Source organism: Pseudomonas sp. SYWMCR5, from assembly GCF_057197165.1.
Genome location: NZ_JBXUNH010000002.1, coordinates 327,293 through 350,304 on the forward strand (window position 1 = coordinate 327,293; position 23,012 = coordinate 350,304).

The 23,012-nt window shown below is 64.6% G+C and carries 13 protein-coding genes; 7 read left to right on the forward strand and 6 right to left on the reverse strand.

Annotated features, from left to right (window positions below):
- Positions 1–8: 8 nt before the first annotated feature.
- The 5 genes from AC2CGW_RS07415 to AC2CGW_RS07435 all read right to left on the reverse strand — a co-directional run bounded on the left by AC2CGW_RS07415 (position 9) and on the right by AC2CGW_RS07435 (position 7,744).
- The gene (locus AC2CGW_RS07415) at positions 9–1,424 is read right to left on the reverse strand and encodes an efflux transporter outer membrane subunit (RefSeq protein WP_484573778.1); all 1,416 of its coding nucleotides are present in this window, start codon (positions 1,422–1,424) and stop codon (positions 9–11) included.
- Positions 1,421–4,600 (reverse strand): efflux RND transporter permease subunit, encoded by a 3,180-nt coding sequence (locus AC2CGW_RS07420; RefSeq protein ID WP_186664451.1) that lies wholly within the window; start codon positions 4,598–4,600, stop codon positions 1,421–1,423. Before AC2CGW_RS07420 ends, AC2CGW_RS07415 begins: the two co-directional genes overlap by 4 nt.
- A gap of 12 nt (positions 4,601–4,612) precedes the next feature.
- The gene (gene mexE / locus AC2CGW_RS07425) at positions 4,613–5,854 is read right to left on the reverse strand and encodes a multidrug efflux RND transporter periplasmic adaptor subunit MexE (RefSeq protein WP_186664453.1); all 1,242 of its coding nucleotides are present in this window, start codon (positions 5,852–5,854) and stop codon (positions 4,613–4,615) included.
- A 189-nt stretch (positions 5,855–6,043) separates the two neighbouring features.
- Entirely contained in the window at positions 6,044–7,057 is a 1,014-nt protein-coding gene (locus tag AC2CGW_RS07430) for a zinc-binding alcohol dehydrogenase family protein (protein ID WP_186708308.1), read from the reverse strand.
- Between the two features lie 168 nt (positions 7,058–7,225).
- On the reverse strand, positions 7,226–7,744 hold the full coding sequence (locus AC2CGW_RS07435; RefSeq protein WP_186664457.1) for a carboxymuconolactone decarboxylase family protein: 519 nt from the start codon (positions 7,742–7,744) through the stop codon (positions 7,226–7,228).
- 125 nt (positions 7,745–7,869) lie between these two features.
- On the opposite strand from AC2CGW_RS07435, the gene AC2CGW_RS07440 reads away from it, so the two are divergent.
- Positions 7,870–8,682 (forward strand): AraC family transcriptional regulator, encoded by an 813-nt coding sequence (locus AC2CGW_RS07440; RefSeq protein WP_484573779.1) that lies wholly within the window; start codon positions 7,870–7,872, stop codon positions 8,680–8,682.
- An 84-nt stretch (positions 8,683–8,766) separates the two neighbouring features.
- On the opposite strand, the gene AC2CGW_RS07445 is transcribed toward AC2CGW_RS07440, so the two are convergent.
- Entirely contained in the window at positions 8,767–9,084 is a 318-nt protein-coding gene (locus AC2CGW_RS07445) for a DUF2388 domain-containing protein (protein WP_186664460.1), read from the reverse strand.
- 268 nt (positions 9,085–9,352) lie between these two features.
- Here AC2CGW_RS07445 and AC2CGW_RS07450 point away from each other — a divergent pair, with 268 nt between their 5' ends.
- The 6 genes from AC2CGW_RS07450 to mnxG all read left to right on the forward strand — a co-directional run bounded on the left by AC2CGW_RS07450 (position 9,353) and on the right by mnxG (position 22,972).
- The gene (locus AC2CGW_RS07450) at positions 9,353–10,705 is read left to right on the forward strand and encodes an MFS transporter (protein WP_484573780.1); all 1,353 of its coding nucleotides are present in this window, start codon (positions 9,353–9,355) and stop codon (positions 10,703–10,705) included.
- 22 nt (positions 10,706–10,727) lie between these two features.
- Entirely contained in the window at positions 10,728–11,717 is a 990-nt protein-coding gene (locus tag AC2CGW_RS07455) for a LysR family transcriptional regulator (protein ID WP_186664464.1), read from the forward strand.
- Positions 11,704–13,119: an aspartate ammonia-lyase gene (locus AC2CGW_RS07460; RefSeq protein ID WP_186664466.1), complete on the forward strand. Its 1,416-nt coding sequence runs from the start codon at positions 11,704–11,706 to the stop codon at positions 13,117–13,119. The genes AC2CGW_RS07455 and AC2CGW_RS07460 overlap by 14 nt, the downstream gene beginning before the upstream one ends.
- 397 nt (positions 13,120–13,516) lie before the next feature.
- Entirely contained in the window at positions 13,517–15,625 is a 2,109-nt protein-coding gene (locus tag AC2CGW_RS07465; protein ID WP_484573781.1) for a TonB-dependent receptor family protein, read from the forward strand.
- Positions 15,626–15,641: 16 nt separating this feature from the next.
- A complete protein-coding gene (locus AC2CGW_RS07470; RefSeq protein WP_484573782.1) occupies positions 15,642–16,976 on the forward strand; it encodes an LLM class flavin-dependent oxidoreductase in 1,335 nt (444 codons plus the stop codon).
- A 146-nt stretch (positions 16,977–17,122) separates the two neighbouring features.
- Positions 17,123–22,972 carry a manganese-oxidizing multicopper oxidase MnxG gene (mnxG, locus tag AC2CGW_RS07475; protein ID WP_484573783.1) on the forward strand — a complete coding sequence of 1,950 codons (5,850 nt, stop codon included), beginning with the start codon at positions 17,123–17,125 and terminating at the stop codon, positions 22,970–22,972.
- Positions 22,973–23,012 lie beyond the last annotated feature (40 nt).

A 23,012-nucleotide genomic window follows, 5' to 3' on the forward strand; every position in this document is an offset into this window, starting at 1 on the left:
GGGCGGGTTTACTTCACGCTGGCCACGGTCTCAGGCTGCCAGCCACCGCCCAACGCTTTGTAGATCGAGACGATGCCGCGATACAGGTCGACTTCGCCCTGGGCCTGGGCATCCTCGGCCGCAAGCTTTTCACGCTCGGCATCGAGCAACACCAGATAATCCACCGTGCCTTCGCGGTAGCGCACCGACGCGAGGTCAGCGGCCTTGCGGCTGGCATCGCTCTGGCGGATCAGCGACAGCAGCCGTTGCTGGCGCTTGCCGTAGTCGCTGAAGGCGTTGGACGATTCTTCCAGTGCCAGCAATACCTGTTGCTCGTAGGTTGCCAGCGCGCCTTCGGCGTCGGCCTTGGCGCCGCGCAGACGGGCACGCACGCTGCCCAGGTCGAAGGCTGCCCAGCTGATGCTCGGGCCCAGTGCCCAGGCATTGGCCGCGGAGGAACCGATCTGCGAGCCGCGTCCGGCGGTAAAGCCAAGGAAGCCGCTCAGGCTGACCCGTGGGAACAGGTCGGCCGTGGCCACGCCCACATTGGCGGTCGCGGCGGCGAGCTGGCGCTCGGCGCTACGGATGTCCGGGCGGCGGCGCAGCAGCTCGCCTGGATCGCCGACGGGCAGGGCCTTGGCGATGGCCGGCAGTTGCTTGGGCGACAGGTCCACGCTCAGCGCGTCCGGGCGCTCACCCAGCAGGGTGGCGATACGGTTGCGCGCCCGCACCTGCTCGGCCTGCAGTTGCGGCACGGTGGCCTCGACCGCCGCCAGGCGGGCATCGGCACGCACCACATCCAGCTCGTTGCCGACCCCGGTGTCGCGCAGGGTCACGGTGATGCTGCGCGAGTCTTCCTGGGTCTTGAGGTTGGCCAGGGCGATCTTTTCGCGCAACTGGGCGCCACGCAGCTGGCCGTAGGCGTCCACCAGCTCGGCGATCAGGCTGACCTGCAACTGTTGCAGGTCGGCTTCGGCGGCGTCTTCCTGAGCCTTGCTGGCCTCGATCTGACGCTGGATACGGCCGAACAGGTCGACCTCCCAGGCCATGTCCAGGCCCAGGTCGTAGCGCTCGCTGTTGACGCGGCGCTCGGTCTGGCCTGGTATCTGGCCCTTGCCGATGTCGCTGCTGGCGCGGCTGGTGACCACCGGCAGGTCATCGTTGGAGACGTCCTCGCGGATCGAGCGTGCGGCCTTGAGGCGGGCGAAGGCCACGCGCAGGTCACGGTTGCCCTGCAGCGATGCCTGCACCAGCTGGTTCAGGGTCGGGTCGTCGAACTGCTTCCACCAGCTGCTTTCGAAGCGGCTGCGGTCCAGGGCCTTGGCCGGTGTTTCAGTATCGAAACGCGCAGGCTGGGTATCTGGGGTCTTGTAGTCCGGGCCCACCGCGCAGGCCGCCAGGGCCAGCGCCAGAAGGCTAGGAGTCAGGGGTTTGAGCAGGTTCATGCATGATTCTCCAGCGCTTGCACACGCTCGGCCTTGCGGGCCTGGCGACGTTCGACGTGACGGCGGATCAGGTTGAAGAACACCGGCGTCAGGAACAGGCCGAACACGGTCACCCCGATCATCCCCGAGAACACCGCCACGCCCATGGCATGACGCATCTCGGCACCGGCACCGGAGGAGAACACCAGCGGCACCACACCCATGATGAAGGCGATCGAGGTCATCAGGATCGGACGCAGACGCAGGCGGCAGGCTTCCAGCACGGCGGCCAGTGGATCCAGGCCCTCGGCCTGCTTGTCCTTGGCGAACTCGACGATGAGGATCGCGTTCTTGCACGCCAGGCCCACCAGTACGATCAGGCCGATCTGGGTGAAGATGTTGTTGTCACCCCCGGAGATGATCACCCCGGTGATGGCCGACAGCAGGGTCATCGGTACGATCAGGATCACCGCCAGCGGCAGGCTCCAGCTTTCGTACTGGGCAGCCAGCACCAGGAACGCCAGCAGTACGCAGAGCGGGAACACGAACAGCGCGGTGTTGCCCGAGAGGATCTGCTGGTAGGTCAGGTCGGTCCACTCGTAGGTCATGCCGTTGGGCAGTTCCTCCTTCAACAGCTTCTCGATCGCCGCCTCGGCCTGGCCAGAGCTGTAGCCTGGGGCAGCGGCACCGTTGATTTCGGCGGTGATGAAACCGTTGTAGTGCATCACGCGGTCGGGACCGGAGGTGTCGCTGACCTTGAGGAAGGTCGCCAGCGGGATCATCTCGCCCAGGTTGTTGCGCACCTTCAACTGGCCAATCTGCTCGGCGTCGAGACGGAACTGCTGTTCAGCCTGGACGTTGACCTGGTAGGTCCGGCCAAAGCGGTTGAAGTCGTTGGTGTACAGCGAGCCCAGGTAGACCTGCAGGGTGTCGAAGATATCGGTGATCGCCACGCCATGAGTCTTGGCCTTTTCCCGGTCGATGGCAGCATCGACCTGCGGCACGTTGACCTGGTAGCTGGTGAACAACCCGGCGAGCTCAGGCACGCTGCGGCTCTTGGCGATGACGTTCTGGGTTTCCTTGTACAGCGCCTCGTAGCCCAGGTTGCCGCGGTCCTCGATCTGCAGGCGGAAACCGCCGATGGTGCCCAGCCCCTGTACCGGTGGCGGCGGGAAGATCGCGATGTAGGCGTCCTGGATATCGGCGAACTGCGCGTTCAGCGCTGCCGCGATGGCCTGTGCCGACTGGCTCGGGTCCTTGCGCTCGTCGAACGGCTTGAGCGGGGTGAACACGATGCCGCTGTTGGGGCTGTTGGTGAAGCCGTTGATCGACAGGCCCGGGAAGGCCACCGAGTCGGCAACGCCCGGTTGCTTGAGGGCGATTTCGCTCATGCGCTTGATCACTGCCTCCGTGCGGTCGAGGCTGGCGGCGTCAGGCAACTGGGCGAAGGCCACCAGGTACTGCTTGTCCTGCGCCGGAACGAAGCCGGTCGGTGTGGACGAGAAGCCCAGGTAGGTCAGGCCCATCAGGCCGGCGTAGACGAACAGGGCGATGCCGCTGGAGCGGATGACCCGGCGCACGCCGCCGACGTAGCTGTGGCTGGCACGGTCGAAGAAGCGGTTGAACGGCTTGAACAGCCAGCTACCCAGCAGTTTTTCCAGGAACCGCGAGAAGCGGTCCTTGGGCGCATGGTGGTCCTTGAGCAGTACCGCAGCCAGGGCCGGCGACAGGGTCAGCGAGTTGAACGCCGAGATCACGGTCGAGATGGCGATGGTCAGGGCGAACTGCTTGTAGAACTGCCCGGTAAGGCCGGAAATGAACGCCGCTGGTACGAACACCGCGCACAGTACCAAGGCGGTGGCGATGATCGGGCCGGTCACCTCGCTCATGGCTTTTTGCGTGGCCTCCATCGGCTGCAGGCCCAGGCCGATGTTGCGCTCGACGTTCTCCACCACGACGATGGCATCGTCCACCACGATACCGATCGCCAGTACCAGCCCGAACAGCGACAGCGCGTTGAGCGAGAAGCCGAACAGGTGCATCACCGCGAAGGTGCCGATCAGCGAGACCGGTACGGCCATCAGCGGGATGATCGAGGCGCGCCAGGTCTGCAGGAACAGGATCACCACCAGCACGACCAGCACCAGGGCTTCGAACAGGGTGTGCACCACCGCTTCGATCGAGCCGCGCACGAACACGGTCGGGTCATAGACGATGCTGTAGTCCATCCCTTCCGGGAAGTCCTTCTTCAGTTCGGCCATCTTCGCCCGCACTTCGTCGGAGATCTCGATGGCGTTGGAGCCTGGGCGCTGGAAGATCGGGATCGCCACCGCCGGCTGGTTGTTCAGCAGCGAGCGCAGGGCGTACTGGCTGGAGCCCAGTTCGACCCGGGCGATGTCTTTCAGGCGCGTGATTTCGCCATCGGCACCGGCGCGGATGATGATGTTCTCGAACTCTTCCTCGCTGACCAGACGGCCCTGGGTGTTGATCGACAACTGGAAGCTGGTCGAGCCGGGGGCGGGCGGAGCGCCCAATTGGCCGGCGGCGACCTGGCGGTTCTGTTCGCGGATCGCCGCGACCACGTCACTGGCCGTCAGGTTGCGCGAGGCGGTCTTGTTCGGGTCCAGCCATACACGCAGGGAGTAGTCGCCCATGCCGAACAGCTGCACGTCACCGACACCGCCCAGGCGCGCCAGCTCATCCTTGATGTTGAGGATGGCGTAGTTGGACAGGTAGAGCATGTCGTAGCGCTGGTCCGGCGAGGTCAGGTGCACGACCATGGTCAGGTCGGGCGATGCCTTGTCGACGGTAATACCGATGCGCGTCACTTCCTCGGGCAGCTTGGGCTGGGTCCGGGTCACGCGGTTCTGTACCTGCACCTGCGCGTTGTCCAGGTCGGTACCCAGGGCGAAGGTGATGGTCAGGGTCAGCTTGCCATCGGCGGTGGACTGCGAGGACATGTACAGCATGTTCTCGACACCGGTAATGGCTTGTTCAAGCGGTGCGGCGACGGTTTCGCCGATCACCTTGGGGTTGGCGCCTGGGAAGTTGGCGCGCACGACCACGGTCGGTGGCACTACTTCCGGGTATTCGCTGATCGGCAACTGGAACAGCGAGATGCCACCGGCGATCAGCAACACGAGCGACAGCACGGCGGCGAAGATCGGGCGGGTGATGAAGAATTTCGAGAAGTTCATCGATGTTGTCCCTTAACCGCGCGGTGCCTGGGCACTGGCGACTTTCACGTTCGAACCTGCCACCGCCGGTGCCGGATTGCTGGCTTCCAGCGCCTGGCGCTGACGGGCGAGGGTGGCGAGGGTTTCTTCACTGGCCATCGGGGTTTCCTCCGGGGTGACCGGCGAGCCTGGGCGCACACGCTGCAGGCCCTTGACCACGATGCGGTCGTCCTTGCTCAGGCCGCTGCGCACGATACGCAGGCCTTCGAGCTTCGGACCCAGTTCCACCGCGCGGTAGGCGGCCTTGTTGTCCTTGTCCATGACCAGCACGAACTTCTTGCCAAGGTCGGTGCCGACCGCTTCGTCATTGATCAGCACGGCGTCGTACTTGGCGCTGCCGACCAGCTTCAGGCGGGCGTAGAGGCCCGGGGTGAACTGGCCGTCGCTGTTGTCGAACACGGCGCGACCACGGATGGTGCCGGTGCGCGGGTTGACCTGGTTGTCGACGAAGTTCATCTGGCCCAGGTGCGGGTTGCCGGTCTCGTTGGTCAGGCCCAGGTACACCGGGGTGGCCTGGCCGCGCTGGCCCTGGCGGGCAAGCTGGGTGTACTTGAGGTACACGCGCTCGTCGGCGTCGAAGTAGGCGTAGACCTTGTCGGTGGAGACCACGCTGGTCAGCGGGGTGACGTCGGCGGTGACGATGTTGCCAGCGGTGAAGTCGGCGCGGCTGACACGGCCACTGATCGGCGAGGTGACCCGGGTGAAGCTCAGGTTCAGACGGGCCAGGTCGAGCTGGGCCTGGATCGCATCCACCCCGGCGCGGGCTTCGGCGGCGGCGCTGCTGCGCGATTCGGCAAGCTCGGCGGAGATGGCGTTGCTGTCGCGCAGGCGCTCGCCACGGCGGGCTTCGTTGGCGCTGCGGATGGCGGTGGCCTTGGCCTGTTGCAATTGGGCTTCGAGACGACGGACTTCAGCCTGGAACGGGCGTGGGTCGATCTGGAACAGCAGGTCGCCTTTCTTGACCTGGGCGCCTTCGGTGAAGGCCACCAAGTCGATCTGGCCGGAGACGCGCGGGCGGACTTCCACGGTTTCCGGGGCTTCCAGGCGTCCGGTGAACTCATCCCATTCGTTGATCGGCTGCTCGATCACCTTGGCCACGCTCACCTTGGGGGCGGCGGGAGCCTGCATGGCGTCGGGGGTTTTACCGCAAGCGCTGATCACCGCCACTGCCAGGGCAGCGAGGGGATAGCGCAGGGCCTTGAATGAATATTCCATGGAGAACTCCGCCACTGTATTGATAGTGGGCGGATCATGAGTGTGTTGCGTTACAGGAACGAATCGAATGGCGCGAAGGTCATTATCACGCGGAATGATATGTCGAGCCTGTTTATCGATGGCGACACATGTGGCAGTGAGGGGCGCAGTGTTCGACGTGCCCGCGCCCCCCCTCACCACATGGCGAAATCAGTCCTCGAACCCTTCCAGCACGATCTTGCCCTTGGCCCGTCCACTTTCGATCAGCGCATGGGCGCGACGCAGGTTGGCGGCATTGATGGTGCCGAAATGCTCACCCAGCGTGGTCTTGAGCACACCATCGTCGATCAGTTTCGCCACCCGCTCCAGCAATTCGTGCTGCTTGATCATGTCGCTGGTCTGATAGAGCGAACGGGTGAACATCAGCTCCCAGTGCAGCGACAGCGATTTGCGCTTGAGCGGCACCACGTCGAGGCTGGCCGGATCGTCGATCAGCGCCAGCTTGCCCTGCGGGCGCAGCGCCGCGATCAGTTGCGCAAAGTGACTATCGGTGTGGGTCAGGCTGATCACCAGGTCGACCTCGGGGTAGCCAATGGCGTTCAGTTGCTCGACCAGCGGCTGGCTGTGGTCGATCACATGGTGCGCGCCCAGCTCGCTCACCCACTGACGGGTTTCGGGGCGCGAGGCGGTGCCGATCACGGTGAGGCCGGTGAGTTGGCGTGCCAGTTGAAGCAGGATCGAACCCACGCCACCGGCCGCGCCGATGATCAGCAGGCTCTGGCCGTGGCCACCGTTTTCAGGGACGCCCAGTCGGTCGAACAGCAATTCCCAGGCGGTGATCGACGTCAGCGGCAATGCTGCGGCGCTGGCGTTGTCCAGGCTGCGGGGCTTGTGGCCGACGATGCGTTCGTCGACCAGGTGCAATTGGCTGTTGCTGCCGGGGCGATCGATGGCGCCGGCGTAATAGACCTGGTCACCGGGCTGGAACAGGGTGACTTCGGTGCCGATTTCACGGACGGTCCCGACCGCATCCCAACCCAGTACCCGCGGGGCCGTCTTGCCGGCGCCGGCGCGGATCTTGGTGTCGACCGGGTTGACTGAAATGGCCTGGACCTCCACCAGCAGGTCGCGTGGGCCTGGGGTGGGGCGGGGCAGTTCGCTGTCGAACAGGGCCTGGTCGCTGTCGATGGGCAGACCGTGTTCGGTGAAGACGATGGCTTTCATGGGGGGGTTCCTTGGGTATCGATGAGCGATGGGCATACCTTAGCTAACGTGGTTTGGCTGAAAAACATCGTTATGGAAGTTAGACTTTCAGGGTTCTTTTGAAAGTGTGCTGTGGCAGGGCGAGCCCTGTCGCGGGCTGTCCCGCGAGAGGGCTGTTCTGCTGGCCGATCAGGCCCCGCGTGGTGGGAAGTCCACTTCGGTCCGGGCCACGTTGTTCAGGTAGTTGGTCAGGGTCAGCAGCGTCACCTGGGCGATCACGTCGACGATCCGCGCATTGTCCAGGCCACCGGCGCGCACTTCGGCCAGCACACCGTCGGGCACCTGGCCGCGGTTCAGCGTTACCGCGCGGGCAAGCACGGCCACCGGATTCAGGGTGCCGGCGCGTGCGGCCTGCATATCGGCCTCGCTCAGCCCGGACTTGCCGCCGAAGAAGCTGTGTGCGGCCACGCAGTACTCACAACCATTGACCTGGGAAGCAGCCAGTGCCACGACCTCGCGTTCGGCCGGGGTCAGGCTGTTCTTGCCCATGGCCTGGGCCAAGGCCATGTAGCCGTTGAGTGCGGCTGGGGAGTGGGCCATGGTGGCGAAGGCGTTGGGCAGGAAGCCCAGGCCTTTTTCCACGCCTTGCAGGGCAGGGCGGGCGGCTTCAGGGGCTTGTTCGAGGGTCAGGGCGGCGATGCGAGTCATGGTGAATCTCCTGTCTGAGTGGGGAGCTTGTTGTTCAAGCTTGGGTACAGATTACCCAGCAGGAATTGCTATTCGGGTTCAGATCGTCCAGCTTATGCGACTGATCGTCTAAAGCTGGACCTGCCATGGACCGCCTCGCCACGTTGCTCAACCATTTCGACTTCCACGCCTCGACCTTCCACCAGGGCGGCTTCTGCGGCATCTCGCGCTTCGAAGGCGAGCAGCGCAGTGGTCATGTGCATCTGCTGCGCGCAGGTCGCTTGCGTTTCAGGGGGCCGGCCGGCCAGGAGCAGGTGCTGGAAGAGCCCAGCCTGATTTTGCTGGTACGCCCTCAGTCCCACCAACTGCTGGCCAGCGAGGCGGACAATGCCGAGCTGGTCTGCGCCACCTTGGATTTCACCGGCGGCCCGGACAATCCGCTGACCCGTGCACTGCCGGACGCGCTGGTAAGCCCGCTGAGCGCCCTGACCGGGCTGCAGGCCAGCAGCGACTGGCTGTTCACTGAAGCCTCCGGCGACGACTGCGGTCGCGAACTGGTGCTCAACCGGTTGTTCGAGCTGATGGTGATCCAGCTGTTGCGGCAGTTGCTCGGGGAGGGCCAGATGGCTTCGGGCATGTTGGCGGGGCTGGCCGACAAGCGCTTGTCGCGGGCGCTGGTGGCGATGCATGACGCCCCTGCGCACAGCTGGACTGTGGAGGCGCTGGCATCCTTGGCGGGGATGTCGCGGGCGAGCTTTGCCGCGCACTTTCGGACGGTGGTGGGCAGCACGCCGGGGGACTACCTGGCGGATTGGCGTATCGGCCTTGCGCAGAAGCGTATCCGCGAGGGCAGGCCGCTGGCTCTGGTGGCGGATGAGGTGGGGTATCAGAGCCCTTCGGCGCTGGCCAGAGTGTTCAGGCGCAAGACTGGGGTGAGCCCTTCACAGTGGCGGGGATAAGGTTGAGATCACGGCTGTTCTTTTCGCGGGCAAGGTTGCCCCTGCAAAGGCAATCCAATGCCCGCGAAAAGAGCACCACCGGCATCAATGGTCCGCGACAACCTCATCCTGCGACAGCAGCGCCTTGGCCAGCTCTTCATCACTGACCTGCAACCCAGGATGGCTCTTGCGCACCTGCTCCAGCGCCGACTCCACATAGGCTCCGCGAATCGCGCCGCCACTGGCCACGAACGCAGACAGTTCGTCGCGTGCCGGGATGATCCGTTTGTCATCCTTGAACGTGGAGTAGAGCGAAGCAGAAACACCTGCCGAGGTGGCCACGTCGCCCGCGTCGACGCGGGCCAGAGCGGACCCTGCGGGGATGCACAGCAGCAGTGCGGGAACAAGCAGTGAATAACGCATGATCAGTCCTCCAGAAGCATTACAGCCCAAGGGATCTCGTGCATGCAATTAAGAGATGAGGCCATTGGCCAGAGTTCCCCCTGCCAGTAATTGCCAGACGAGCGACCGCATATCGGATGCCCGGCTTCATCAACAATTGCGGCTTACACTATCAGCATTCTTGATACTGTCAGTGCACCTGCTGTTTTGCTGAAGTTGTGACCGTAGACTCATTCGCAACCGGCCACCCGAGCCGGCTCACAACTACAAGAAGCAAGTGGAGACACGAATGAGTAGCCAAGTTTCGTTCGAAGACCTCCCACTCAGCCGTTTTCATCTCAAGACGGTGTTCAGTGGTACGGGCGGTCAATTCAGTGACGGATTCGTGCTAGGGATTATCGGCATCGCGGTCAGCATGGCGGCGGGGCCGTTGCAATTGAATGCGCTATGGATGGGTTTGCTAGGCGCGGCGTCACTGGCCGGTCTGTTTCTCGGCAGTTTGTTTGCAGGGCCCTTGGCCGATAAGTTCGGCAGGCGCCGTATTTTTGCCTGGGACATGTTGCTGTTCGCGGTTATTTCAGCTTCGCAGTTCTTCGTTACTTCCCCCGAGCAACTTCTGGCACTGCGCCTGCTGCTCGGACTGGTGCTGGGGTTCGACTATGTGGTGAGCAAGTCGCTGGTCACCGAGTTCGCCCCACGCCGTTATCGCGGGCGTTTGTTGAGTGTCCTGGCCGCCGCCTGGGCCGCAGGTTATGTCGCCGCATACCTGGTGGGCTTCGCCATTCGTGATATCGGCCCGGACGCCTGGCGCCTGATGCTGGCCTTGAGCGGCGTGCCGGCCTTGTTGATCCTGCCGTTGCGCCTGGGTGTGCCGGAGTCGCCGATCTGGCTGATGGCGCGCGGTCGCAGTGCCGAGGCGCTGACCATCGTCCAGGCCAGGTTCGGTGCGCACGTGACCTTGCCTGCCGCACCACCGGCAGCGGCGCAGCAACGCGGCAGCTTCAGCGAGCTGTTCAGCCGCCGCTGGCGCAAGAACACCCTGGTCGGCTGCGTGTTCTACACCTGCCAGGTGATTCCGTTCTTCGCCTTGGGCACCTTCGCGCCGCGTGTGCTCGAAGCACTGAACGTGCAGGACAAGTTCGTCGGCGGCCTGGTCTACAACGTGCTGTTGATGTTTGGCGCATTGTTCGGCCTGCTGATCATCGACCGCATTTCGCGCCGCAGCTTCCTGATCGGCACCTTCTATCTGAGCGCCGTGGGCCTGGCCGTACTGGCCTGGGCCAGCTTCGGGGCGCTGGGCACCATCATCGCGTTTGGCTTCTTTGCTTGCGTGCTTGCGGCAGCGGTCAACCTGGAGTTCGTCTACCCGCCGGAGCTGTTCCCCACCCACCTGCGTGCTTCGGGCATCGGCCTGGCCGTGGCCGCCAGCCGCTTCGGCTCGGCGTTCGCCACCTTCCTGTTGCCGATCGCCGTGCAGCATCTGGGGGGGCACACGGCGCTGGGCGTGTGCGTCGGGGTGCTGCTGTTTGGTGGTGTGTTCTGCCACCTGTTCGCCCCGGAAACCAGCCAGGAGCGCCTGGCAGCGGTGACGCCGGACGATGGTGCCGGCAAGCCGGAAGAACGGCCGTTGAACGCCCATTGATCATCAACACGGGAGCTTGAGCATGCCTGGCAACAGACTCATCGACATGTACGCGGTCCAGGTGTTCATCGCTGTGGCCGAGGAGGGCAGCATGTCCGGTGCGGCCAGTCGCATGGGCATCTCCCAATCCGGGGTGTCGCAGTTGGTACGCCAGCTGGAGGACGATCTTGGCGTGGTGCTGGTGGACCGCACCACGCGGCCGCTGACCCTGACTACGTTCGGCCTGGCCCTGCGCAACCGGGGCGCGCTGCTCAGCGAGGAGTTGTCCAATCTCAAGGCGCAGGTGCTCGATGCCGGGCGCGGGGTCAAACCCGACCTGCGCATTGGCCTGGTCGATTCCTTCGCCGCTACCTGTGGCTCGATGTTCACCCGCCAGATGCTTGGCCAGGTCACGCAGTTGTCGGTGCGCACCGGCCTCAGCCCGCAGCAGGGCGAGTCGTTGCTGCGCCGCGACCTGGACCTGATCGTCACCAGCGATCCGCTGATGGATGCCAACGACGTGATCCGCTATCGCTTGTTCACCGAGCGCTATTTCGTGATTACGCCCAAGGCGCTGGGGCGAGAGCTGCACAGCCTCGACGATGTGCGGGCGCTGGCCAATGTGTTGCCGGTGGTGCGTTTCAATCGCCTGTCGCAGGTCGGCCTGCAGATCGAGCGGCACCTGCGCGGCCTCAATGTGCGGGTGCCCAACCGCCTGGAGCTGGACAACGCCGACGCCCTGACCGCAATGGTCGCCGAAGGCATCGGCTGGGCGGTGACCAGCCCGATGTGCTTTCTGCAGGCCATGCCCTGGGTCGACAACGTCGCCGCGCACCTGACGCCTGAGCTGAGCCTGGAGCGCTCGCTCTATCTGGTGGCGCGGCGCAACGAATACGGCGCCTTCTTCGCAGATGCCTGCGAGTCGGCGCGTGCTGTCATCCTCGATGCCTTCCTGCCGCGGCTTGTGGCGCTGGGCAAGGGCGTCGAGGCATTAGTCAAATTCGAAGAGGGAAATACCCGTGAGTACTTTTGATCGCCTCGATACACGCGTCGAGCAGGACTATGTGGGCGAAGTGCGAATTGGCGCCGACAAACTCTATGGCGTGAACTCGCTGCGCGGCTTCGACAACCTGAGCGTGTCGCCGCTGAGCATCGCCCATTACCCGGCCTTTCGTGATGCCTTTGCCCAGTGCAAGTGGGCCGCTGCGCTGGCCAACCATGAATGCGGCGTGATTGCCCAGGCCCAGGCCGACGCCATTGCCCAAGCTTGCCAGGCGGTGATGGCCGGTGCATGCGACGACTCGCTGATCGTCGATCTGCTGGAGGGCTCAGGCGGCACCTCGACCAACATGAACTTCAACGAAGTCATCGCCAACCGTGCCCAGCAGTTCCTCGGCCATGCGCCGGGCAGCTATGAGGTGGTTCACCCCAACGACCACGTCAACATCTCCCAGTCCACCAACGACGTGTACCCGGCGGCATTGAAGATCGCCACCCACGCCATGCTTGCCGGGCTGATCGAGCAGGTGCGCCTGCTGGCCCAGGTGTTCGATGCCAAGGCGCTGCAGTTCGCCGATATCCTGCACTTGGGCCGCACCTGCCTGCAGGACGCCCAGCCCATGCGTCTGGGGCAGTTGTTCGGGGGGTACGCCGCGCTGACTCACCGCCTGGCCGACGAACTGGTTGCCGTGCGTGAAAAGCTGCACACACTGCCTTTGGGCGGCACCGCCATCGGCACCGGTTTCGGCGCGCCGAAGGCTTACCGCGCGGCGGTCTACCGGCATCTGGTGAAGATCACCGGTGTCGCCTACCAGGCGCCAGCCAACCCCTTCGATGCGATGCAGAACATGGATGTGTTCGGCCGCGTATCTGGTGAGCTGCGTACCTGCGCCACCTCGCTGGCGAAAATCGCCGCCGACCTGACCAAGCTATCGTCGGGGCCGGTGGGCGGCATGGGCGAACTCAAGCTGCCCGAAGCCCAGGCCGGCTCCTCGATCATGCCCGGGAAGGTCAATCCGGTGCTGCCGATGGCGATGATCCAGCTGAGCTTCGCGATCATCGGCAACGATGTGGCAGTGGCTCAGGCAGTGCAGTACGGCGAGCTCGAGATCAACCATTTCGAGCCGGTGGTGGCCTCGCGAGTGTTCGACAGCATCACCTTGCTCACTCAGGGCATCCAGCGTTTTCGTGAAAAGTGCGTGGCCGGCATCCAGGCTGACCAAGCCCGCAACCTGGCGCATTTGACCGATTCGATGGCGGTGGCGACGGCCCTGGTGCCGCGCCTGGGTTATGCCCAGGTCAGCAAACTGGCGCGTCAGTCGGTGCGTGAAGGGCGCTCGCTGCTGGCGATCCTGGCCGAGTCCGGTGTGATGACCGAGGCGCAGGCCATGGCAGCGATCGAGCAGGCGTCGTATCCGGTGTTCGAGCAGCGTTGATTGATGAATCCGCACCTGCAGACAGGTCACCACCTGCTGCAGGCGCGGCGGTTCGGCGCCTCGACTGCCCGCGAAGGCGCCGGAACGCCCGATACAGCGCGCGAAGGATTGAAAGTTGTGTGTTCCCAGAGAACTTCTGTTGGCCGGTTGTTGAGTTTCGAACAGCGGTCGTTATATCGAAATGCCCGAATCAAAGCTGAATTTTCTGGTGTGGCCTTGAACTGTTGTTTATTGAACAGCGGGTTGTACAAATAGCCCGTCATCCAACACGTGAATCGCTGAAATAGTGTATTCAGTGCCTTGGCACAACAACTGCAATAACCCCATTTGAATACCCGACCGTACTTCGTGAACAACAGCGAAACACGGTCCTATCTATAAATGGGGAGTATCAGTAGTGCGCGCGAAAGTCCGATTTTCCGCTCAGCCGCGTTTCAGCCTGGTGACCGCCGCCAGCCTGCCGTTGTTACTGGCCGCCTTCAGCCCGGCAACGCTGGCCGCCGAGGAATCCACCTTGGGCACGGTGACGGTCACCGGCGCTGCGGCAACCGGCGCCCAGCAGGACCAGAAGCGCCTGCAGAAGGTTGCTGGCAACACGGCGGTGGTCGACAACCGCAAAGTCGAGCAGGGCCGTGCGGCCAACGCCGAGGACGTACTGGCGCTGCAGCCCGGTGTGTTCGCCCAGGGCACCAGCGGTACTGCTGCGAACAAGATCTCGATCCGCGGCTCGGGGCTCAACACCTTCTACCAAGGCTACGTGCTGGGCACCAAGTTCCTCTTCGACGGTCTGCCGATCACCGGCCCCGGCGGCACCCAGGAAGACTTTCTCGACATGCAGGCGGTGGATCACACCGAGGTGCTCTACGGCGCCAACGCTTACGAGTACGGCGCGTTGGCGCTGGGCGGGGCGATCAACATGGTGAGCAAGACCGGCCGCACCGACCCCGGCAACTACGCGCGCTTCGAAGTCGGCAGCTATGGCTACCGCAAGCAGCAGCTGAGCACCGGTGGAGTGGTGGGCGACAGCGATTACTACATCAACGTGCTGCACAACGAGCGCGACGGCTACCAGGACCACGCCAGCAACGAAGGCCGTGGCATCGCCGCCAACTTCGGCCACGTGTTCAGCCCCAAGCTGCAGACCCGTGTGTTCTTCAAGTACCGCGAAGAGCAATTGATCAACGGCAACACCCTGACCCGCGCACAGCTCAAGCATGATCCGCGCAGCAATCTGGTGCCCACCGGGCGGCGCAAGGACGGCACCACCTTCATCGGCAACAAGACCACCTACACCTTCGACGATGGCGCCAGGCTCGAAGTCGGCGCGTCGTACAACAACTACCCGCTGCTCAATGGCTGGCGTTATGCCGTGGCGCCGCAGGATTGGCGCTCGAAGGATATCAACCTGACCCTGCGCTACCTGCGTACCGGCGACACCTTCCTCGGCCTGCCCAGTGACAGCAGCGTGATCTTCAGCAACACCCGCGCCTACCTGGCCGATGTCAAGGCGCACAGCCGCGCCACCGGGCTCAAGACCCAGGAAACCAACTACACCGGTTCGCGCGATACCGTGCTGACCCTGGCCAACGAGCTGCAACTGGCCGATGACCTGTGGTTGTCGTCGGGGCTCTCGTTCGTCAACATCCGCCGCAAGGGCGAGATCGAGGCGAGCACCCTGACCGCGGCCAACCCCAGCAACTTCCCCACTAGCGTCGAATACGTCGAGAACGACCTGGCGCCGCGCCTGGGCCTGCGCTACCAGATCAATCCCGAATTCCAGTTGTTCAGCAACGTCAGCCGCAGTATCGACCCGCCGGTGACCTGGCAACTGGGCAGTACCAGCAATCCTTTCCTCTACGATGTCCGGCCGCAGAAGGCCACCACCTTCGAGGTGGGGGTGCGCGGCAACCACGGGATCTTCGATGGCAGCCTGACCCTGTACCGCTCCTGGGTGCAGAAAGAGCTGTTGACCGTGGTCGTGCAACAGGCAACCGCCACCCAGGACCAGCTCACGGCCACCTCCAACGCCAGCCCGACCCTGCATCAAGGCATCGAGGCGGGGCTCAATGCGTTGCTGTGGACCGGTGCCAACGGCGACACGCTCGACCTGCGCCAGGCCTACACCCTCAACGACTTCAAGTATCGCCACGACGAACGTTTCGGCGATAACGAGCTGCCCGGCCTGCCGCGCCAGGTCTACCAGGCCGAGCTCGCCTATCGCCAGGCCAGTGGTTTCTACGCCTCGCTCAACCTGCGTGCGGCGTCGAGCTACTACATCGACTACGGCAACACCTGGCAGACCCCGTCGTACCTGTTGTGGGGCGCCAAGTTCGGCTACCAGGCGCCAAGCCGCAAGTGGGAGGTGTTCGCCGACCTGCGCAACCTCACCAATCAGCGCTATGCCAGTGCCACCAACACAGCCTATGACGCAGGCGGGCGCGATTCTGCGAATTTCTACCCAGGGGACGCGTTCAACGTGACCACTGGCGTTGCCTTCCGATTCTGAGTGCACGGAGAGCCTCATGAGCACAGATGTAGCGCAGATGAGCCTGGGCATGAACATCCTGGGGTTCGGCGCCCACGCCGGAGCGTGGCGCCAGGGCGAGGCGGCCATCGACGCCTATGTCGATGTCGCGTACTACCGGGATATTGCCCGGATTTCGGAAAAGGGTTGCCTGGATGCGGTCTTTCTCGCGGACGGCCCGGCGTTGCCCGGCGATGTCGCCAGCCAGCCGGGTGGACGGCTGGAACCGACCCTGCTGCTGACCGCCTTGGCCGCCGCCACCGAGCGCATCGGGGTGATCGCCACCTGTTCGAGTACCTACAACGAACCGTTCAACCTGGCCCGGCGCATCGCCTCGCTGGATCACATCAGCGGTGGGCGCGCCGCATGGAACGTGGTCACCAACGCCGGCGACGCGGCCGCGCAGAATTTCGGCCTGGCGGGTGCGCCGCTGCATGTCGATCGCTATGGCCGCGCCGAGGAATTTCTCGAGGTGACGCTCAAGCTGTGGGACAGCTGGGAAGAAGATGCCGTGGTCGGTGACCGGGCGGGAGGGCGTTTCGCCGATCCGGACAAGGTCCACACCCTCGATTTCAAGGGGCGGCACTTTCAGGTCAAAGGTCCGCTGAACCTGCCGCGCTCGCCCCAGGGGCGTCCGGTGCTGGTCCAGGCGGGTTCTTCCGAAGGCGGCAAGGCGCTGGGGTCGCGCTATGCCGATGCGATCTTCACCACCCAGACCACCTTGCCTGACGGGCAGGCCTTCTACCGGGAGATGAAAGCCCGCGCCAAGGCCTGGGGGCGAGACCCGAGGCACCTGAAGATCATGCCGGGGCTGTCGACGGTGATCGGCAGCACCGAGGCCGAGGCCCATGCGCGTTTCGACGAGCTCAACGCCTGGCATGGCGAGCATGGCCTGTTGCAGCAAGTGGCCGGACGCATCGGTATCGATGCCCGCGAGCTGGACCCGGATGCACCCTTGCCCTGGGCCAGGATCGGCCCGGTGGCAGCGTTCGAGCAGGGCTCCCATGGCTTTCTCGAGGCGCAGCTGAACCTGGCCCGGCGCGAAAACCTGACCATCCGCCAGTTGTCACGACGCATCCTGGTGGGCCATCGGCTGGCGGTCGGCACCCCTGAGCAGGTCGCCGACACTCTGGCCGAGTGGTTCCTGGCCGGGGCGGGAGATGGTTTCAACATCATGCCCGACATGTTTCCTTCAGGCGCGCGGGTGTTCGTCGAGGAAGTGGTGCCGTTGCTGCAGCGGCGCGGATTGTTTCGACGCGAATACCAGGGCAGCACGCTGCGCGAGCACCTTGGCCTGCCCAAGGCAGTGAACCAGTTCTCGTTGCGGACATGACCCCCGATAAAGGGGAATTGCAGTGGGGAATCGCCCCCACTGCGATCCCTTTGGACATACAAGCTACTGAAAGCACAAGATTTTTTCCCATGGCATGACCCTTGCTCCGGCACCTCGCAGAGTCCCTGTGTCCCCGGAGGTGCAGCATGAAGACCCCGCCCAAAGGCTCCATCCTGACGTCACTCGCCCTGGCCGTGCTGGCCTGGCAGGCCACTGGCGAAGCGGCCGTGCAGTGCCAGCGCACCCTGGTGGCCAATGTGGTGGCGTTGGACCAGCCGTTGATGTTCAACCGCCTGGGCGCGCAGAACGCCAATGGCATGATGTTCGCCCTGCGCCACGATGTGGTCGATGAGCATCACGTTCCGCTGAGCCAGGGCGGCGCTGCGGTGCCGGGCAAGGTCACCCTGCGCCCGGACAAACGCCCGCGCCCGATCGTGCTGCGGGTTGCCGCAGGCGACTGCCTGACGGTCAACCTCACCAACTTGCTCGCTTACCAGGCCAATCCCAACAAGCACGGCATTCACCCCGAGGAAGCCGAGGGCGAGGAGGGCGAAGAGGTCGAGCTACCTGAAGTCGAGGACGACGAACACTTCGTCGCCGACGAACAGGTCAGCGATCGCCATGTCGGCTTCCAGGTCAACGGCATGCAGGCGGTCAACAGCATCGCCGACATCGCCGCCAATACCGGGCGCAACGCCAACTTCCTGATCGCCCCGGGCGGCACCCGCAGCTACACGCTCTACGCCGAGCGCGAGGGCGCCTTTGCCGCCTCCAGCCGTGGCGCGCCCTTTGGCGGTGAAGGCAATGCCGGGAATGTCGCCAATGGCTTGTTTGGCCAGGTGGTGGTGGTGCCCAAGGCCGGACGGACCTATCGCAACACCCTGACCGAAGAGGAAATGCGCCTGGCCACCTCAGGCCGTACCGCCACCGGCCAGCCAGTGATCGACTACGAGGCACGTTATCCGCAGGTCCAACCGTGGATCGCCGAAGGCAAGGCCGGCAAACCGATCATTGCCATGGTCGATGGCAACGAGATCCTCAGCAGCGAAACCGATGCCATCGTCATGGGCCCCAACCCCGATGGCAGCTTCCCGCGCGCGACCTACCCGCTGGAAAGCGTCGGCAAGCGCAACCCGGCATTGCCCAACCGCCTCGAAGCCTTCCGTGACTTCGCTTCGCAGTTCGCCGACGAGGTGGCCGGCACCCAGGCCTTCCCCGGTTACTGGGCGGACCCGGTGATGGGGCATGTGCTGGAGCCGGCACGTGACTCGTTCATGATCAACTACGGCTCTGGCGGCATGGGCGCCGAGGTGGTGGCCAACCGTCTGGGCGTCGGGCCGATGCACGACTGCCTGTCGTGTGCCTACGAGGAGTTCTTCCTCAGCGCCCATACCGTCGGCGATATCGGCACCCTGGTGGATGTTCCGGCCAACGTCGGCCTCGAGCACATCCGCCCTGGCGAAGTGCCGCCGGCCAGCGCCACAGGGGTGAAGGCGAGCATGGCCCTGTACCCGGCCGAGCCGTCCAACGTGCACCACAGCTATATCGGTGACTTCACCAAGTTCCGCAACACCCACAACGGCCACGAGCAGCACATCTTCCACCTGCACGGCCACCAGTGGCTGTTCAACCCCAACGACGACAATTCGGACTATATCGACGCCCAGGGCATCGGCCCGGGGGTCGGCTACACCTATGAAATCGCCAATGGCGGTTCGGGCAACCGCAACCGCGTGGCGGGCGATGCGATCTATCACTGTCACTTCTATCCGCACTTTGCCCAGGGCATGTGGGCCATGTGGCGGGTGCACGATGTGTTCGAGCCCGGCACGCGCCTGGCCGTGAGTGGTGACAGCGAGAATGGCTTCCACGCTACGCCGTTCGCCTTGCGCAATGGCAAGCCAGCCAGCGGCGCGCGGGCGCTGCCCGACGGCGAGATCGTCGCCGGTACGCCGATTCCGGCGGTCGTGCCGCTGCCAGGCAAGGCCATGGCGCCAATGCCGGGCAAGGTGACCGTGGTGCCGAAACTGGCCGAGACCCTCGTCGCCGAACAGGGTGACGACGAAGCTCAAGAGGAGGGTGGCGATGACCATGGGCAGGGCGCCAGCGCGCCACGGGCCGTGGGGTCGCTGGCCCTGGTCGATCGCAGCGAAACCAATCGCAATGCCGACGGAACCCTGAAGAACCCCGGCTATCCGTTCTGGGTCGGTGGCATGGAAAGCAGTGTCGGTCAGCGTCCGCCAACCCCACCGCTGGACATGCTCGACCCGGCCCTGGCTCGCCAGCTCAAGGACAGCGGCAAGGCACTGTGGGCCAACCTGGACCCCAACCAGGTCGATGGCTGGGACGGCGGCCTCGGTCGCCATGCGCTGGACGGCGTATCGGCGGGCGGCGAGGCGGTGACCACCACCACCAAACTGGATTTCTCCAAGGTGGTGCACAAGGCCAAGCCGATCTACCTGCCCGAGGAGGGCACCGAGGTCGAACAGGCCGCCATGCAGTTCCACGCCAAGGCCGAGCACCCAAGCTTCGCCCTGATACCCGGCAGTGCACCGGTGGCCAAGGCCTTCCGTACCAACGGCGCCTTGCCCACCGCAGGCGCGCCATTCTACGAACCCTGCATGGATGATCGCGGCAAGCGCCTGACCCAATCCTCCGGGGTGGGTGAATTCGCCAGCGGCGAAAGCCTCACCGGCATGAGTTTTCGCGGCGCCTCGACCTTCACCGCCGACCGTCCGCGCATCTACAAGGCCGCCAATATCCAGTTCGATGCGGTGTACAACAAGGTCGGCTACCACTTCCCGCAGGCGCGCATCCTGGCCCTGTGGGAAGACGCCTGGCCGGTGATCACCAAGCAGCGCCCGCCGGAGCCGCTGGTGATGCGCATGAACACCTTCGATTGCACCCAGTACGTGCACACCAACCTGATCCCCTCGTTCTACGAGATGGACGACTACCAGGTGCGCACCCCGACCGACGTGATCGGCCAGCACATCCACTTGCCCAAATGGGACCTGACCGCCGCCGACGGCTCTGCCAATGGCTGGAACTACGAAGATGGCATTCTCTCGCCCGGCAGCGTGGTCGAGCGCGTGGATGCCATCCGCGCCTACAACGGCTGCAGCGAGGGCGATGCCCGCGATGGCTCGGCGGCCTGCCCGAAAGCACGCCAGCATCCGTACTTCGGCCGCTTCGGCCGGGCAGACTGGCTCGGCGCGCGCACGGCCATGCAACGCTGGTTCGCCGATCCTCTGATCAACGTGTACAACGTCGACCGTGGCCTGGGCACCATCTTCACCCACGACCACCTCGGCCCATCGACCCATCAGCAGTTGGGCCTGTATGCCACTGTGCTGGCAGAACCCGCAGGCTCCACCTGGTACCACGCCGAAACCGGCGAGCAGTTGTACAACCCGGCCCTGCGCCAGGATGGCGGGCCGACTTCGTGGCAGGCCGTGATCCAGACCGGCGACCACGATGGCGACGGGCGCAACGACAGCTACCGCGAGTTCTTCCTCGAGTACAGCGACTTCCAGCATGCCTATGAAGCGGGTGTGTACGTGGGGGCCGGCCCCGATGGCGTGCCTAACGGCCAGGCGTATCCGGCCACCGCCGACAGCTTCCGCTACGCCATCAACCCGCCGGTGCGGCAGAAGGCGTCGAACCTGTTGGAGGCGGTGGTCGAGTCGCGCGGCGGGCTGAGCCCAGGCTGTCCGACCCGGCCGTGCCCACAGGCGATTTCGGTGGATGATCCGGGGATGTTCGTCGTCAACTACCGCAACGAACCGCTGGCCCTGCGTGTGTTCGACCCCAACAAGGTCGGCCCGGACGGCAAGCGCGGCATGCAGGCCGACGGCCTGGGTGGCGACCTGGCCTATGCCCTGCAGACCCGCACCGACCGGGCGATTCCAGCGTTGAACCTGGCGCCCTCGGCAATCACCTCGGCGATCGGCCCTACTGGCGGCACCACGCTGTTCCCGCCGCACATCAACAAGGGCACCGAGCCAGGCGATCCGTTCACCCCGATGCTGCGCACCTATTCCGGCGACAACGTGCGCTTGCGCATGCACGCTGGTGGGCATGAAGAGGAGCACAACGTGACCCTGCATGGCGTGAAGTGGCTGCAGAACGGTTCAGGTTTCGGCAGCAGCTCCAACTCGGGGTGGAAAGCCTCGCAGATGGTGGGTATCTCCGAGCAGATGGGTTTCATGGCACCGGTGTCGATGATCTCAAGCTCCGCCGCCAGCAACGGCGACTACCTGTATTCGCTGGATGCGGCGCTGGAGGGTTACTGGAACGGCATCTGGGGGGTAATGCGCAACTACACGGCGCAGCGGCCAGACTTGATTGCTCTGCCAAACAACCCGCAACCGGTGGCCATGCGCAACACCGTGAACTTCGACGGCATCTGCCCGAAAACCACGACCAATGCCAATGGCATCGGCACCCGGCCGACGGTCAAGCGCAGCTATGAAGTGGTTGCCGCGCTGGCCAATGACATTCTGGAGAACCGCCAGGGTGTCAGCATCAGCGATCCGGCGGGGGTCAACCAGCACGTCGGCGGGCCGTTGAAGAGCAACGGCGGGACCTTGGTGTTCAACAGTCGGCGCACCAGCATTCCATTGGCAACCGTGACCGACGAGGAGGACGGCACGACCTTCACCCTGGGCGGCCACAGTGCGCCGCTGCATGACCCGACGGCGGTGCTGTATGTGCGCAAGGCCGACCTCGATGCCGTGACCGGCAAACTCAAGCCAGGTATTCCAGTAGAACCCTTGGTACTGCGTGCCAATGCGGGGGATTGCATCAGCATCACCCTGGAGAACCGCCTGCCGCTGATGATGCCGGACCTGCCCAGTACGGCGGTGATGCAGAACGTGGTCAAGCGTGATCGCAATGCCAGCGAGGGCTCCACGGCCTTCAACAACAACCTGATGCGCCCGTCCAGCCATGTTGGCTTGCATGCGCAGTTGCTGGCGTACGACATCACCAAGTCCGATGGCGCCAACGTCGGCCTCAACCCCGTGCAGACTGTCCCGCCACGGGCGGGCAACAGTGGGACGTACCCGAGCAAGGTGTATCAGTACTACGCCGGGCATCTGGAGCGCGAGGGCAAGCCGGTGCTGCAACTGGGGCGTACGGTGGACAACATCAACACCACCGCCATCGAGTTCGGCGGGCTCAACCTGACCCCGGCGGACTTCATCAAGCAGCCTCAGAAAGGTCTTGTTGGCGCCATGAGCGTCCTTCCACAGACCGCCACCTGGACCGAAGACAGCGCCAGCCGCGCCCAGGCCACGGTCAAGGTCAGCGGCCAGGCGGACTACCGTGACCTGGTGACGGTATGGCAACGCTCGCTGAACATGCGCTGGGCCGATGGGCGTCCTGTGGAGGGGATCGCCACCGAGGGCAATGGCGTGCCGGGTGATCCGAAAGACAATGGCAACATGGCCATCAACTACAAGACCGAGCCCTTGTGGTTGCGCTTCGGCCTGGCACCGGATACCCCCTTCGGCCACGCCGATGGTCATGGCTTCGCCGATGTCCCCAACGCCCATATGGCCTACAGCAACGCCCTGGTCAACGGCGATCCGCAGACACCGGTGCTTTGGGCCAAGCCCGGTCAACCGCTGCGCAGCCATGTGCTGATGCCCAGTGGTGGTAGCCGCGGTATCACCTACCAGCTCGACGGGCACCTGTGGCCGCTGCATGCCTACCAGGCCGAGAAGAACGACCTGGACGGCTACCCCATGGGCCTGCCGGGCATCGGTTCGGTGCGCTTCGGCTACAACCCGATGGCGATGTACATCGGCGCGCAGGAGAGCGTGCTGCCGGCGGCGCACTTCAGCTTCATGCTGCCCAGCGCGGGTGGTGCCAACGCGGTGCCGGGGGACTACCTGTTCCGCGACTACGCCGCCTACGGCAATACCGCCGGGTTATGGGGGATCCTGCGGGTGACCAACGAAGCGCCACCGACCACTGCACCAGCACAGTAACCAGGGTGTGCGGCCCCGCTGCCAGGCAACCGGCAGCGGG